Genomic DNA, 13,802 nt, shown 5'->3' with positions numbered 1-13,802 from the left:
AGGCTGGCGCGACAGGACGTTCGCGCCGCCGGACGGAGTCTGTGGGTGCAGCCGCTTTCGGGCTGTGGGTGCCCCGAGGGGAAGGGGGCTGGGCGATAGGACCGCGGCGGCGGCGACGGGCGTGCCGGCTGTCCTCTTCTTTCAGGTCAAGAAGAGGAGCCCGACGCCCTTACCACCGCACTGGCTCGACGCCGCCGCGGTCCTCACGCTTGTCCGGTCCGCCGACCACCCCTCATCCGGGCCGGCGATCCGGACCGCGTACGGCACTGACCTCCCGTCAGGCGCCGTACGCAGTCTGGGTGCTGCTGTCCGCTCAGTCCTCGCGCAGGGCGCGGACGGCCTCGGCCACACGCTTGCCGTACTCGGCGTCGGCGGCGGCGAAGTGCGCGAGGTTCTTCTCGATGACGTCCTCGCGGGACACCTGGGACAGACCGCCGGCGATGTTGGCGATCAGACGGTTCTTCTCCTCGGCGGACATCAGGCGGTAGAGCTCGCCGGCCTGGAAGAAGTCGTCGTCCTTGGTGTGGGCGGGCGCCTCGTGGGTGCCGGTCCAGCCGTGGATCGCGAGCGGCGCGGAGAGCGCGGCGTCGGTCTGGGCCGGGCCCTGGTACGAGTTGGGCTCGTAGTTCTTGTCGTGGCGCGAGCCGTTGCGGGTGGCCATGAAGCCGTCCCGGCCGTAGTTCTCGGCCGTGGTCGCCTTGGGGGCGTTCACCGGCAGCAGGGTGTGGTTCACGCCGAGGCGGTAGCGGTGGGCGTCCGCGTAGGCGAAGAGGCGGCCCTGGAGCATCTTGTCCGGCGAGGGACCGATGCCCGGGACGAAGTTGTTCGGGGAGAACGCGGCCTGCTCGACCTCGGCGAAGACGTTCTCCGGGTTGCGGTCGAGGACCAGGCGGCCCACGCGCTGGAGCGGGTAGTCGCTGTGCGGCCACACCTTGGTGAGGTCGAACGGGTTGAAGCGGTACTCGGCGGCCTCGGCGGCCGGCATGACCTGGACGTACAGGGTCCACGAGGGGTTCACGCCGCGCTCGATGGCCTGGAGCAGATCGGTCTGGTGCGAGTTCGCGTCCTTGCCGACGAGCTCGGCGGCCTGCTCGCCGGAGAGGCTGCGGATGCCCTGGTTCGTCTTGAAGTGGTACTTGACGAAGAAGGCCTCGCCCGCCTCGTTGGTCCACTGGTAGGTGTGCGAGCCGTAGCCGTTCATGTGGCGGTACGAGGCGGGGATGCCGCGGTCGCCCATGAGCCAGGTGATCTGGTGCGTCGCCTCGGGGGCGTGCGCCCAGAAGTCCCAGACGTTGTCCGCCTCCTGCTTGCCCGTGAAGGGGTCGCGCTTCTGGGAGTGGATGAAGTCGGGGAACTTGATCGGGTCCTTGATGAAGAACACCGGGGTGTTGTTGCCGACGAGGTCGTAGTTGCCCTCTTCGGTGTAGAACTTCAGGGCGAAGCCGCGGGGGTCGCGGACCGCGTCCGCGCCGCCGAGCGAGTCGGCCACGGTCGAGAACCGGATGAAGGTCTCGGTCTTCTTGCCGACCTCGCCGAGGAAGTCGGCCTTGGTGTACCCGGTGACGTCGTCGGTCACCTCGAAGTAGCCGTACGCACCGGAACCGCGGGCGTGGACCACGCGCTCCGGGATCCGCTCACGGTTGAAGCGCGCGAGCTTCTCCAGCAGGTGCTGGTCCTGCAGGAGGATGGGGCCACCGACGCCGGCGGTGGCGGAGTTCTGGTTGTCGGCGACGGGGGCGCCGGACTCGGTCGTAAGCACGCGCTTCGACATCGTGACCTTCCGTACGGGAACTCTGCTGAGGTCCGAGGAGCGTAAATTCGGCTCGAACGTAACGTCAACAGTTTGTTGAAAATGAAGTGTGGTGTTCCGGCCGGCGGCGACGCCTGGGCGCGACAGGACAGGTGTCAGCGCCGCCGCCGACCGGAATTCAGGGGCCCCGGTGAAGGGGCGAGGGGGTGACCCACGAGCCACCCCTGGGATCAGACCTGCTGGCCGGAGAGGCGCTCGACGGCGCGCAGCAGGGCCGAGTGGTCCAGGCCGCCGTCACCCTGAGCGCGCAGGGAGGCGACGAGCTGGGCGACGACAGCGCCGACCGGGAGGGCCGCGCCGACGTTGCGGGCGGCGTCGGTGACGATGCCCATGTCCTTGTGGTGCAGGTCGATCCGGAAGCCGGGCTTGAAGTCCCGGTTCAGGAAGTTGTCCTTCTTGCGGGTCAGGACCGTGGAGCCGGCCAGACCGCCGTTGAGGACGTCCAGGGCGGCCTGGAGGTTCACGCCGGACTTCTCGAGGAAGACGACGGCCTCGGCGCAGGCCTGGATGTTGACCGCGACGATGAGCTGGTTGGCGGCCTTCACCGTCTGGCCGGAGCCGTGCGGGCCACAGAGCACGATGGTCTTGCCGAGGGTCTCCAGGATCGGGAGGGCCTCGTCGAAGTCGGCCTGCTCGCCACCGACCATGATCGAGAGCACGGCCTCGATCGCGCCGGCCTCGCCGCCGGACACCGGGGCGTCGATGACGCGGATGCCCTTCTCGGCGGCGTTCTTGGCGAGGTCGACCGAGGTCTGCGGGGTGATCGACGACATGTCGACGATCAGCGCGCCCTGCCTGGCGTTCTCCAGGATGCCCGCGGGGCCGTAGGAGATGGCCTCGACCTGCGGGGACGCGGGCACCATCGTGATGATGACGTCGGCGTCCTTCACGGCCTCCGCGATCGACGCGGCGGACGTGCCACCGGCCGCGGTGAGGCGGTCCAGCTTGTCCTGCTCCAGGGTGAAGCCGGTGACCGAGTAGCCGGCCTTGATCAGGTTCTCGGACATGGGGGAGCCCATGATGCCGAGGCCGATCCAAGCGATCTTGGGGAGGTTGCTCATGAGGGTGCCTCTCAAAACAAGGTGGTACGGGGAGAAGTCGCTGGTCAGCGGGCCGGGCGGGCTTCGGCCGGGAGCCAGTCGAAGGACGCGGCGGCGTCGGCGGCCTTGTACTCCAGGCCGACCCAGCCGTCGTAGCCGGCCTTCCTGAGCTCGCCGAGGAGCTGCTCCAGGGGGAGCTCGCCGGTGCCCGGCGCGCCGCGGCCCGGGTTGTCCGCGATCTGGACGTGGCCGGTCTTGGCGGCGTACTCCGCGATGACCTGGCTGACGTCCTCGCCGTTCATCGACAGGTGGTAGATGTCGAGGAGGAACTTGGCGTTGCCGAGGCCGGTGGCCGCGTTCACCTTGTCGATGACCTCGATCGCGGAGGGGGCGCTCACCAGCGGGTAGAGCGGCGACTCCGGCTTGTTGAGGGTCTCGACGAGGAGGATCGCGCCGATCCGGTCCGCCGCGCGGGCGGCGAGGACCAGGTTCTCCAGGGCGAGGGCGTCCTGGATCTGCGGGTCCACGCCGTCGACGCGGTTGCCGTAGAGCGCGTTGAGCGCCTTGCAGCCGACCGAGGCGGCGAAGTCGGCGGCCACCTCGATGTTGGCGCGGAAGCGGTCCGACTCGTCCCCGGGTACGGAGAGGGCACCGCGGTCCGGGCCGGGGAGCTGCCCGGCGTAGAAGTTCAGACCCACCAGCTGGGTGCCGGCGTCCTCAAGGGCTTTCCTGAGGGCGTCGAGCTCGCTCTGCTCGGGGGTGGCGGTGTCGATCCAGGGCCACCACAGCTCGACCGCGGTGAAGCCCGCCGCGGCTGCGGCCGCGGGGCGCTCCAGGAGCGGGAGTTCCGTGAAGAGGATCGACAGGTTCACATCGAAGCGCTGGTCCGTGCCTGCGCCTGCTGAGAAGCGGGCCATGAGGGGCGGCGCTCCTTCCGTATCGCGGAAGTAAGTTTCTGTCTGACGGAATGTTGCAAGCAGGTTGTCCACCTTGTCAAGAGGTCCCCGCAGGTCCGGGGCTCCCGCCGACCGGAGCGGGGCCGTACTTTGGGGGCATGGTGCGTTTGAGAGTGGAGTTCACGACCGAGCCGTTCGACCTCGACGAGGCGCCGGCGCACGCGGTCGTGGCCCGAGAGGTCATCCAGTCGGCCGAACTGGACGCGGTGGATGTCGGCCCCTTCGGCAACACGGCGGAAGGCGGTGCCGACGAGGTGCTCACCGCGGTCGACGCGCTGCTGCGCAGATCGCTCGCGGCCGGTGCCACCCGGGTCTCCCTCCAGGTGAATGTGATCGGGGAGGGCGAGAAGTGACCGAACACCCGCTGGTCGCGGCAGTGAAGCCGCTGGTCGACGCCATGGGGGGCGAGCTGCTCGGCCCCGCGCAGGCGCAGGGCGACGACGTCGTCCTCTCCTGGGAGGGGGAGGACGTGCTCGCCGTACGGCTTCCGCAGCTGTCGGATTCGCTGGATCACATCCTCGCGGCGATGGAACGACGGCACGGGATGCCATTGGCCGAACTCGACCGCAAGGCGAAGCAGGAAGCGGTGCGCGTTCTGGAGGCACGCGGTGCCTTCTCGGTGCGCCATGGGGTGGAGACGGTGGCGGGGGCGCTGGGCGTCAGTCGCTTCACGGTGTACAACTACCTGAACAGAGAGACCGCCCTGAACAGGGAAAAGGCTGCCGAGAGCAGCTAGTTGATCTTGTGTGACCGGGAGCCGTCGTCCAGATGTCGGGACGACGGCTTTTGTGTGGCCGACTTTTCAACAAAGTGTTGACGTCATGTTGCGGGAGGGCGTTAGCTATCCGCAGCCCGTCCGACGCACAGCGAAAAACAGCCACGGAGGCTTCCCGTGACTTCAGGTACGACACCGGGTCTGACCCGGTTCAACACCTCGGCGGACAGCGAGGCTCTCGCCGCGCTCCACGAGGTGTGCTCCAGCTCGGCGTGGGGGAGCAAACTGCTCGCCCAGCGCCCGTACGCCACCGCCGAAGCCCTCTTCCTCGCCAGCGACGCCGCCATGGCCGAGCTGACCGCCGAGGACCTGGCCGACGCGATGGCGGGCCACCCGCCGATCGGTCGACCGAAGGCCGGGGACCCGACCTCCTCCCGCGAACAGAGCGGGATGGCCGGCGCCTCCGAGGAGCTCAAGGCCGAGATGCTCGAACTCAACCTGGCCTACCAGGACAAGTTCGGCCATGTCTTCCTCATCTGCGCCACCGGCAGGACCGGCGAGCAGATGCGCGACGCGGTCCGTGAGCGGATCGGCAACTCGCCCGAGGAGGAGCGGGAGATCGTCCGCACCGAACTGGGCAAGATCAACCGCATCCGGCTGACCCGTCTCGTAGAGACCTCCGAGGAAGAGAGCTCCGCATGAGCACCGACACCACGGCCTCGGTGTCCACCCACATCCTGGACACCAGCATCGGCCGCCCCGCCGAGGGCGTGGCCATCACGCTCGCGGCCCGCAAGGGCCTCGACGGCGAGTGGGTCGCGCTCGGCGGCTCCGCCACCGACGCGGACGGGCGCTGCAAGGACCTGCCGGCCCTGCCGGAAGAAACCACCCACGTACGACTCGACTTCGAGGTCGAGGAGTACTTCTCCAAGAAGCAAGCCGAGGCGCAGCAGGACGCCCCCCGCGTAAGGGACAGCGGTGCGTTCTTCCCGGAGGTGGCGATCACGTTCGCCGTCAAGCCGGGCGAGCACTATCACGTACCGCTGCTGCTCAACCCGTTCGGCTACTCCGTTTACCGAGGGAGCTAGCAGACATGCCCACGATTCTCGGCCAGAACCAGTACGGCAAAGCAGAGAACCGCGTCGTCAAGATCACGCGGGACGGCGACACCCACCACATCAAGGACCTGAACGTCTCCGTCGCCCTCTCCGGCGACCTCGACGACGTCCACCTCACCGGCTCCAACGCCCACTGCCTCCCCACCGACACGACGAAGAACACCATCTTCGCGTTCGCCAAGGAGTACGGCATCGAGTCCGCCGAGCAGTTCGGCATCCACCTCGCCCGCCACTTCGTGACGAGCCAGGAGCCGATCAAGCAGGCGCGCATCCGGATCGAGGAGTACTCCTGGGAGCGCATCGCCTCCTCGGACGCCAACTCCAAGTTCATCGGCGCCGACGAGGTCAACCACTCCTTCGCCCGCAAGGGCCAGGAGACCCGCGTCACCCAGGTGACGTACGACGGCGAGAAGTGGGAGGTCATCTCCGGCCTCAAGGACCTCGTCGTCATGAACTCCACCAACTCGGAGTTCTGGGGCTACATCAAGGACAAGTACACGACGCTCCAGGAGGCGTACGACCGCATCCTGGCCACGCAGGTGTCCGCTCGCTGGCGGTTCAACTGGACCGACGACGACCAGCGCATGCCCAACTGGGAGCGGTCCTACGAGCAGACCCGCAAGCACATGCTCGAGGCCTTCTCGGAGACGTACTCGTACTCGCTCCAGCAGACGCTGTACCAGATGGCCACGCGCATCATCAACCACCGCTCGGAGATCGACGAAGTCCGTTTCTCGCTCCCGAACAAGCACCACTTCCTGGTCGACCTCGAGCCCTTCGGTCTGAAGAACGACAACGAGGTCTACTACGCCGCCGACCGCATGTACGGCCTCATCGAGGCCACCGTGCTGCGTGACGGAGCCACGGCGCAGATCCCGGTCGACATGACCAACCTCTAAGCGCCATCTGAGTGACGGCCCCGCCCGCCCGCAGTCGGGCGGGGCCCGCACCAGCCCGGAGGGACTCCCATGGCACCGCCTGCAATGGGGCCGGCATCCGCCGAAGGCCCGTGTTCCACCCCACCGGAGACCACACACCAGGTCCATCCGGTGGACGAAAAGCTCCCTGCCTCGCGGCTCGTCCCCGCGGCACTCCAGCACATCGCCGCCATGTACGCCGGTGTCGTCACCCCGCCGCTCATCATCGGCCAGGCCGTCGGCCTGGACGGGGCAGGGATGACCCGGCTCATCGCCGCCGGCCTGCTGATCGCCGGCTGTGCCACGATCCTGCAGACCCTCGGCATCCGGACCTTCGCCGGCAATCGGCTCCCGTTCGTCAACGCCGCCTCCTCGGCGGGCATCGCCCCGATGCTCGCGATCGCCGAGACCAGCGCCCCCGGGCACCAACTCCCCGCCATCTACGGCGCGGTGATGGTCGCCGGAGTGTTCTGTCTCGCCGTGGGACCGTTCTTCGGGAAGCTCCTGCGCTTCTTCCCGCCGCTCGTCACCGGCGTCGTCATCACCCTCATCGGGGTGACCCTGATGCCCGTGCCCGTCGGCTGGGCCCAGGGCGGCGACAAGACCGCCGCCGACTTCGGCGCCATGAAGTACCTGGCGCTCGCCGGCTTCACCCTCGTCGTCATCCTGCTCTTCCAGCGCTTCGGCAAGGGCTTCGTCAAGCAGATCGCCCTGCTGCTCGGCCTCTTCATCGGCACCCTCGCCGCGATCCCCTTCGGGATGGCCGACTTTACCGCCCTGCGCGAGGCGCCCGTCGCCGCCCTGCCCGCCCCCTTCGCCTTCGGCGCGCCCGAGTTCCAGCCCGCCGCGATCCTCTCCCTGTGCATCGTGATGCTCGTCCTGATGACCGAGTCCAGCGCCGGGATGCTCGCCCTCGGCGAGATCTGCGACCGCCGCAGCGACGGGAAGACCATCACCCGGGGTCTGCGCACCGACGGCATCGCTACCCTGCTCGGCCCCGTCTTCGGCGGCTTCCCGACCTCGGCCTTCGCCCAGAACGTGGGCGTCGTCTCGCTCACCCGGGTCCGCTCCCGGTACGTCGTCGCCGTCGCCGGCGGCGCCCTGCTGGTCCTCGGTGCCTTCCCGGTCCTCGGCGCGGTCGTCTCCACGGTCCCGATGCCCGTCCTCGGCGGCGCCGGAATCGTCCTCTTCGGCTCGATCGCGGTCAGCGGCATCCGCACCCTCTCGGAAGCCGGACTCGACGACAGCTCCAACATCATCCTGGTGGCCGTCGCGCTCGGAGCGGGCATCATCCCGCTCGCCGCTCCCACCTTCTACGCCGACTTCCCGGCCTGGGCGCAGACCGTGCTCGGCTCCGGCATCAGCGCGGGCGCGCTCGTCGCCGTCCTGCTCAACTTGTTCTTCCACCATCTCGGCACCCGGAGCCGTCACGCGGCCCCGGCACTCAAATCCTCCTAGGGTCCTGCCGTGCCCACACCACCCCCGAGGAATGAAGGAAGCACCGCCATGGCAGCACCTTCGGCAGCCCAGCGCATCGTCATCGAGAACGCGGCGATCGCGACCGTCGATGCGAACGACACCGAGTACGCCTCCGGCTACCTCGTCGTCGCCGACAACAGGATCGAGTCCATCGGTGCCGGCAAGGCGCCCGAGGGCCTGGAGAACGTGGTCCGCCGGATCGACGCCACCGGTCATCTGGTGACGCCCGGTCTGGTCAACACCCACCACCACTTCTACCAGTGGATCACCCGTGGCCTGGCCACCGACCACAACCTGTTCAACTGGCTCGTGGCGCTCTACCCGACCTGGTCGCGGATCGACGAGTCGATGGTCCGCGTGGCCGCGCAGGGCTCCCTGGCGATGATGGCCCGCGGCGGCGTCACCACCGCCATGGACCACCACTACGTCTATCCGAAGAACTCGGGCGACCTGTCCGGCGCCATCATCGGTGCCGCCTCCGACATGGGCGTCCGCTTCACCCTCGCCCGCGGCTCGATGGACATGAGCGAGAAGGACGGCTTCCTGCCGCCCGACTTCGCCGTCGAGTCCACCGAGGGCGCGCTCGCCGCGACCGAGGAGACCGTCAGGAAGTTCCACGACGCCTCCTTCGACGCGATGACCCAGGTCGCCGTCGCCCCCTGTTCCCCCTTCTCCATCTCCACCCAGCTGCTCAAGCAGGGTGCCGAGCTGGCCCGCCGGCTCGGGGTGCGCATGCACACCCACGGCTCGGAGACCGTGGAGGAGGAGAAGTTCTGCCACGAGCTCTTCGGCATGGGCCCGACGGACTACTTCGAGTCCACCGGCTTCCTCGGCGAGGACGTGTGGATGGCGCACTGCGTCCACATGAACGACTCCGACATCGCCGCCTTCGCCCGCACCGGTACGGGTGTGGCGCACTGCCCGTCCTCCAACGCGCGCCTCGCCGCCGGCATCGCCCGCGTACCGGACATGCTGAAGGCGGGCGTGCCCGTCGGCCTCGGTGTCGACGGCACCGCGTCCAACGAGTCCGGCGAGCTCCACACCGAGCTGCGGAACGCGCTCCTCATCAACCGCCTCGGCGCCCACCGCGAGGCCGCGCTCAACGCCCGCCAGGCCCTGCGCCTCGGCACCTACGGCGGCGCGCAGGTCCTCGGCCGCGCCGACAACATCGGCTCCCTCGAAGCCGGCAAGCTCGCCGACTTCGTCCTCTGGAAGATCGACGGCCTCGGCCACTCCTCGATCGCCGACCCGGTCACCGCGATCGTCTTCGGCGCCGCGGCCCCGGTCACCGCCTCCTTCGTCAACGGCAAGCAGATCGTCGAGAACAACCGACTGCTGTTCGCCGACGAGGAGCAGATCGCGCGCGACGCGCGCGCGGAGGCGCAGCGCCTGGCCCGTATCACGGCCCAGAGCTGACCCTCCCCATGGAGTCCGACCGAGGGGGACGGCCCTCGGTCGGTCGCCGCGGACCCGAGCGGGGTCCGCGGCAGCCCGACCGGGAGGTGCCGTACGCAGAAGACGTACGGCACCTCCCGGGAAGGTGATGCCCGCCCGCACCCCCCTGTAGGGCACCCGTCCCCGTGCAGCGCCTCCTCCCGCGTACACCTCTCCACCCCGCGTGCGTACGTCTCCACCCCGCGCCCGCACCGCTCCACCCCCGCAACGAGCCGCACCTCCTGTACTTCGCACCGCATCGCTCCACCTCCCTGAACCCCGCGTCACCGCCGACGTGTAACCGACCGGAGGAACCGCCGTGGCCGCCAAGCCCCAGGTTCGCAATGCACAAGACGCAGGCTCCGCCCCCGAAGACCGCGAGAAGCATCCGGTCGACGAGACGCTGCCCCCAGTAAAGATGCTCACGAGCGGCCTCCAGCACGTGGCCGCCATGTACGCGGGCGTCGTCGCGCCGCCCCTGATCGTCGGAGCGGCCGTCGGCCTCTCCGGCACCGAACTCACCTTCCTGACCGGCGCGAGCCTCTTCACCGCCGGTCTCGCGACCTTCCTCCAGACCCTCGGTGTCTGGAAGATCGGTGCCCGGCTCCCGTTCGTCAACGGCGTCACCTTCGCCGGTGTCGCCCCGATGCTCGCGATCGTCGACACCACCGACGACAAGTCCGACGCGCTGCCCGTCATCTTCGGCGCGATCATCGTCGCCGGACTGCTCGGCTTCCTCGCCGCCCCCTGGTTCTCCCGGCTCGTGCGGTTCTTCCCGCCGGTCGTCACCGGCACCGTGATCACCCTCATCGGTGTCTCCCTCCTCCCGGTCGCCTTCGGCTGGGCCCAAGGGCCCAACCCCACGGCCAAGGACTACGGTTCGACCACGTACCTGACCCTCGCCGCGATCACGCTCGTCGTGGTCCTGCTGCTGCGGCGCTTCACCCGCGGCTTCCTCAAGCAGGTCGCCGTCCTGGTCGGCCTCGTCATCGGCACGCTCATCGCCATACCGTTCGAGGTCACCGACTTCTCCCCGGTGACCGAGGCGGACATCGTCGGCTTCCCGTCCCCGTTCCACTTCGGCGCCCCGCAGTTCGCGCTCGCCGCGATCATCTCGATGTGCGTGGTCATGCTCGTCTCCATGACCGAGTCGACCGCCGACATGCTGGCGCTCGGCGAGATCGTGGAACGGCCCGCCGACGAGAAGACCATCGCGGCCGGCCTCCGCGCCGACACCCTCGGCTCGGCGATCAGCCCGCTCTTCAACGGCTTCATGTGCAGCGCCTTCGCCCAGAACATCGGTCTGGTCGCCATGACCAGAATCCGCAGCCGCTTCGTCGTGGCCTGCGGCGGTGGCTTCCTGGTCCTGATGGGGCTCTCCCCGATCGCCGCCTCGCTGATCTCGGTCGTGCCCAGGCCGGTCCTCGGCGGCGCGGGTGTCGTCCTCTTCGGCTCCGTCGCCGCCAGCGGCATCCAGACCCTGGTCAAGGCCGGCCTGGAGAAGGACAACAACGTCCTGATCGTGGCCGTCTCGCTGGCCGTCGGCATCATCCCGATCACGGCACCGAACTTCTACCACGCCTTCCCGGAGACCGCGAAGATCATCCTGGACTCCGGCATATCCACCGGCTGCGTCGCGGCCGTCCTGCTCAACGTGGTCTTCAACCACCTGGGCGGAGGCCGGGACGACGACCAGGTCACCGCGCCGATGGAGCCCGGCGAGGAGATCTCCGGCAGCGCCACGGCGAAGGCGGCGCACGTCCACTGAACCCGCTCGTAGCCCCACCGACCGCCCCGGTCCCCGCGCACGCCGCGGGGCCCGGGGCCGTCGTGCTGATCAACCCCAACACCTCCACGGCGACGACCGCGATGATGACCGCCATCGCCCGCCGGACCCTGGGGGCCCGGCCGGGAGGCCGCGCGGTCCGTGGGGTCACCGTCACCCGCGGCCCCGGCATGCTCACCGACCCCGCAGCCCTGCGCGCCGCCGCCCCCGAGGTGCTCGCCGCCGGACTGAGGGCCGAGGCCGAGGGCGACTGCGCGGCGCTCCTCGTCGGCGCCTTCGGCGACCCCGGCCTGGAGGCGCTGCGCGCCGCGACCGGCCTGCCCGTGGCGGGGCTCGGGGAGGCGGCCCTCCTGGAGGCCGCCGCCGGCGGCACGCCGTTCGGCGTGGCGACCACCACGCCGCTCCTTGCCGAGGCCATCGCCGCGCGCGTGGCGGCGCTCGGCCTCGCCGACCGGTACACGGGCATCCGGCTCACAGCCGGCACCCCCGAACGCCTCTCCGCCGACCCGTCGTTGCTCCTCGACCGGCTGGAGCGGGCGGTCCGGGCCTGCGCCGAACGGGACGGGGCGCGCGCCGTCGTCATCGGCGGCGGCCCGCTCGGCGAGGCCGCCGAGGAGCTGCGCGCCCGGTGCGCGGTCGAGGTCGTCGCCCCGATCCCGGCGGCCTGCCGCGCGCTCTCCCGCCTGCCGGCCGGCTGACTCCTCCTCACCGCTCCACCGCGATCCGCCGCAGGCACTCGCGGGCCAGGGCCGGGTAGGCCGCGGCGATCGCCTCGTACAGCCGCCGCCGCAGCAACCGCTCGGCATCCCCGCGGCCGGTCTCCCCGTACAGACCGTCGAGCAGCGACTCGTACCGCCCGAGAGCGTGCCGCAGGTAGCTCACCTGCCACCGCGTCAGCGCCCCGTCGGTCAACGCCCCCTGCGTCAGCGCCCCGCCCGTCAACGCCCCCTCCGTCAGCCCCCTGGCCGTCTCCGCCCCGTCCGTCTCCGGCCCGCCCGGTTCCGGCCCGGTCCTTCCCGGGCTCCGCCCGCCCAGCAGATGCCGATGGCGGACGGCCCGCCGCTCCAGCTCCGGGCCGGGGAGCAGCGGCACCTCGATCGGCGCGGCGCGGATCGCGGTGAGCACGGCGGCCCGCCGCCGCGCCGCGTACACCCCGGCGGCCGCCGACCGGGCCTTCGACAGCAGGGAGGCCGCGGCGAACTCCGCCGTCCGCTCCACCGTCTCCACCCGCACCAGGAGATACAGCCGCACGGGCGCGAGGGACCAGCGGCGCGGGTCGCGGCCCTGCACGTCGGGCGAGCCGAGCAGGTCCCGGACCATCGAGTCGGTCCAGCCGCGGCGGCGTACGCCGGTGAGCGTCACATAGGTCGTACGGTCCGTCATGATTCCCCCAGAATCGACTACTCAGCGTGACGATTCCAGTGAAGCGCACGCCACTGACAACGACCTCTTGCCGAGGTCGGCCCGACTGTGCGATATAGGTCTGGACCTTTTCGACGGACGGAGGGCTTCCCGTGCAACGCCCGCTCGCCGCAAGCCTGTTGACCGCCTTGATGCTGACGCTCGCCGCCTGCTCGGGCGCCCCGGAACCCCCTCCGAAGGACACGGCCGCCCCGACCGTCCCCACCGGGGTCACCGCCACCGCGGGCAGCGCGACCACCGTCCACGTCATGTGGAGCGCCGCCACCGACGACCGGGCCGTCACCGGCTACGCCGTCTACCGCGCGGGCCGCAAGGTCAGGGACCTCCCCGCCACCACCCTGATGACCGACGTCGTCGGACTCGCGCCCGCCACCCCGCACGCCTTCACCGTCCGCGCCCGCGACGCCGCCGGCAACGTCTCGCCCCCGAGCGCCACCGTCGCCGCCACCACCCTCCCCGTGGACACCGAGGACCGCACACCCCCCACCGCCCCGAGGGTGCTCCGCGCCACCGCCGACGGCAGCCGCGCCGCCACCCTCACCTGGACCCCGTCCCGCGACGACACCCGCGTCACCGCGTACGACGTCTACCAGGCCGACACCCGCGTCCACACCGCGCCCGGCACCGCCACCACCGCCCGCGTCACCGGCCTGCGCCCCGGCACCGCCTACGCGTTCACGGTCCGCGCCCGCGACGCCGCCGAGAACTCCTCCCCGGAAAGCCCCCGCGTCGAACTCACCACCACCCCCGCACCCGGCGCACCCGCGAACACCGCGCCCGAGCACCTCACCGCCACCGCCGCCAAGGGCGAGATCACCCTCACCTGGACCCCGCCCGACACCGGAGCCCCCGTCACCCACCACGAACTCCACCTCGACGGCCGCTTCGCCACCACCATCGTCTGGGGCACCACACCACCTCCCACCCGGGCCACCTACACCTTCCCGGTCCAGGACCCTCCAGGCACCCGCTACACCGTCACCCTCCGCGCCCGCCTCCCCGACGGCACCTGGGGCGACTTCTCGGCACCCCGCGTGGTGGTGGTCCGCTGAGTGGCAGCGCATGGAGCGCCTTGACCTGAATGTCTCGCATGCCCGGAATCCCCTCCCCGGAATTACCCTGGGA

At 70.3% G+C, this 13,802-nt stretch carries 14 protein-coding genes; 10 read left to right on the top strand and 4 right to left on the bottom strand.

Features of this window, described 5'->3' with window-relative positions; translation table 11 throughout:
- Positions 1–313: 313 nt before the first annotated feature.
- The 3 genes from ACIBG6_RS30785 to ACIBG6_RS30775 form a co-directional block, all read right to left on the bottom strand.
- Positions 314–1,771, bottom strand: coding sequence for a catalase (locus ACIBG6_RS30785; RefSeq protein ID WP_399225963.1), 1,458 nt, complete (start codon positions 1,769–1,771; stop codon positions 314–316).
- Positions 1,772–1,980: 209 nt separating this feature from the next.
- The gene (locus ACIBG6_RS30780; protein WP_399225962.1) at positions 1,981–2,871 is read right to left on the bottom strand and encodes a 2-hydroxy-3-oxopropionate reductase; all 891 of its coding nucleotides are present in this window, start codon (positions 2,869–2,871) and stop codon (positions 1,981–1,983) included.
- Positions 2,872–2,915: 44 nt separating this feature from the next.
- The gene (locus tag ACIBG6_RS30775) at positions 2,916–3,767 is read right to left on the bottom strand and encodes a TIM barrel protein (RefSeq protein WP_399225961.1); all 852 of its coding nucleotides are present in this window, start codon (positions 3,765–3,767) and stop codon (positions 2,916–2,918) included.
- A gap of 140 nt (positions 3,768–3,907) precedes the next feature.
- On the opposite strand from ACIBG6_RS30775, the gene ACIBG6_RS30770 reads away from it, so the two are divergent.
- The 9 genes from ACIBG6_RS30770 to ACIBG6_RS30730 all read left to right on the top strand — a co-directional run bounded on the left by ACIBG6_RS30770 (position 3,908) and on the right by ACIBG6_RS30730 (position 11,953).
- A complete protein-coding gene (locus tag ACIBG6_RS30770) occupies positions 3,908–4,159 on the top strand; it encodes a hypothetical protein (RefSeq protein ID WP_078627122.1) in 252 nt (83 codons plus the stop codon).
- Positions 4,160–4,203: 44 nt separating this feature from the next.
- Positions 4,204–4,542, top strand: a complete 339-nt coding sequence (locus tag ACIBG6_RS30765; RefSeq protein WP_399226094.1) for a helix-turn-helix domain-containing protein — start codon at positions 4,204–4,206, stop codon at positions 4,540–4,542.
- Between the two features lie 156 nt (positions 4,543–4,698).
- Complete coding sequence (gene uraD / locus ACIBG6_RS30760; RefSeq protein WP_399225960.1) at positions 4,699–5,223, top strand: 2-oxo-4-hydroxy-4-carboxy-5-ureidoimidazoline decarboxylase; 525 nt, start codon at positions 4,699–4,701, stop codon at positions 5,221–5,223.
- On the top strand, positions 5,220–5,609 hold the full coding sequence (gene uraH / locus ACIBG6_RS30755; RefSeq protein WP_024758738.1) for a hydroxyisourate hydrolase: 390 nt from the start codon (positions 5,220–5,222) through the stop codon (positions 5,607–5,609). The genes uraD and uraH overlap by 4 nt, the downstream gene beginning before the upstream one ends.
- Positions 5,610–5,614: 5 nt before the next feature.
- The gene (gene pucL / locus ACIBG6_RS30750; RefSeq protein WP_399225959.1) at positions 5,615–6,538 is read left to right on the top strand and encodes a factor-independent urate hydroxylase; all 924 of its coding nucleotides are present in this window, start codon (positions 5,615–5,617) and stop codon (positions 6,536–6,538) included.
- A 69-nt stretch (positions 6,539–6,607) separates the two neighbouring features.
- The gene (locus ACIBG6_RS30745) at positions 6,608–8,014 is read left to right on the top strand and encodes a nucleobase:cation symporter-2 family protein (protein ID WP_399225958.1); all 1,407 of its coding nucleotides are present in this window, start codon (positions 6,608–6,610) and stop codon (positions 8,012–8,014) included.
- 48 nt (positions 8,015–8,062) lie between these two features.
- Complete coding sequence (locus ACIBG6_RS30740; RefSeq protein WP_399225957.1) at positions 8,063–9,451, top strand: 8-oxoguanine deaminase; 1,389 nt, start codon at positions 8,063–8,065, stop codon at positions 9,449–9,451.
- A 436-nt stretch (positions 9,452–9,887) separates the two neighbouring features.
- Entirely contained in the window at positions 9,888–11,237 is a 1,350-nt protein-coding gene (locus tag ACIBG6_RS30735) for a nucleobase:cation symporter-2 family protein (RefSeq protein WP_399225956.1), read from the top strand.
- A gap of 62 nt (positions 11,238–11,299) precedes the next feature.
- A complete protein-coding gene (locus ACIBG6_RS30730; RefSeq protein WP_399225955.1) occupies positions 11,300–11,953 on the top strand; it encodes an aspartate/glutamate racemase family protein in 654 nt (217 codons plus the stop codon).
- Positions 11,954–11,960: 7 nt separating this feature from the next.
- Here ACIBG6_RS30730 and ACIBG6_RS30725 read toward each other — a convergent pair whose 3' ends face one another.
- Positions 11,961–12,638, bottom strand: a complete 678-nt coding sequence (locus ACIBG6_RS30725) for a hypothetical protein (RefSeq protein ID WP_399225954.1) — start codon at positions 12,636–12,638, stop codon at positions 11,961–11,963.
- Positions 12,639–12,769: 131 nt separating this feature from the next.
- Here ACIBG6_RS30725 and ACIBG6_RS30720 point away from each other — a divergent pair, with 131 nt between their 5' ends.
- Entirely contained in the window at positions 12,770–13,729 is a 960-nt protein-coding gene (locus ACIBG6_RS30720) for a fibronectin type III domain-containing protein (RefSeq protein ID WP_399225953.1), read from the top strand.
- Positions 13,730–13,802 lie beyond the last annotated feature (73 nt).

It is taken from the genome of Streptomyces sp. NPDC050842, assembly GCF_044456565.1.
Classification (GTDB): Bacteria; Actinomycetota; Actinomycetes; order Streptomycetales; family Streptomycetaceae; genus Streptomyces.
The sequence above is the reverse complement of the archived record's forward strand: the minus strand, read 5'-3'. Positions and strand labels throughout refer to the sequence as shown.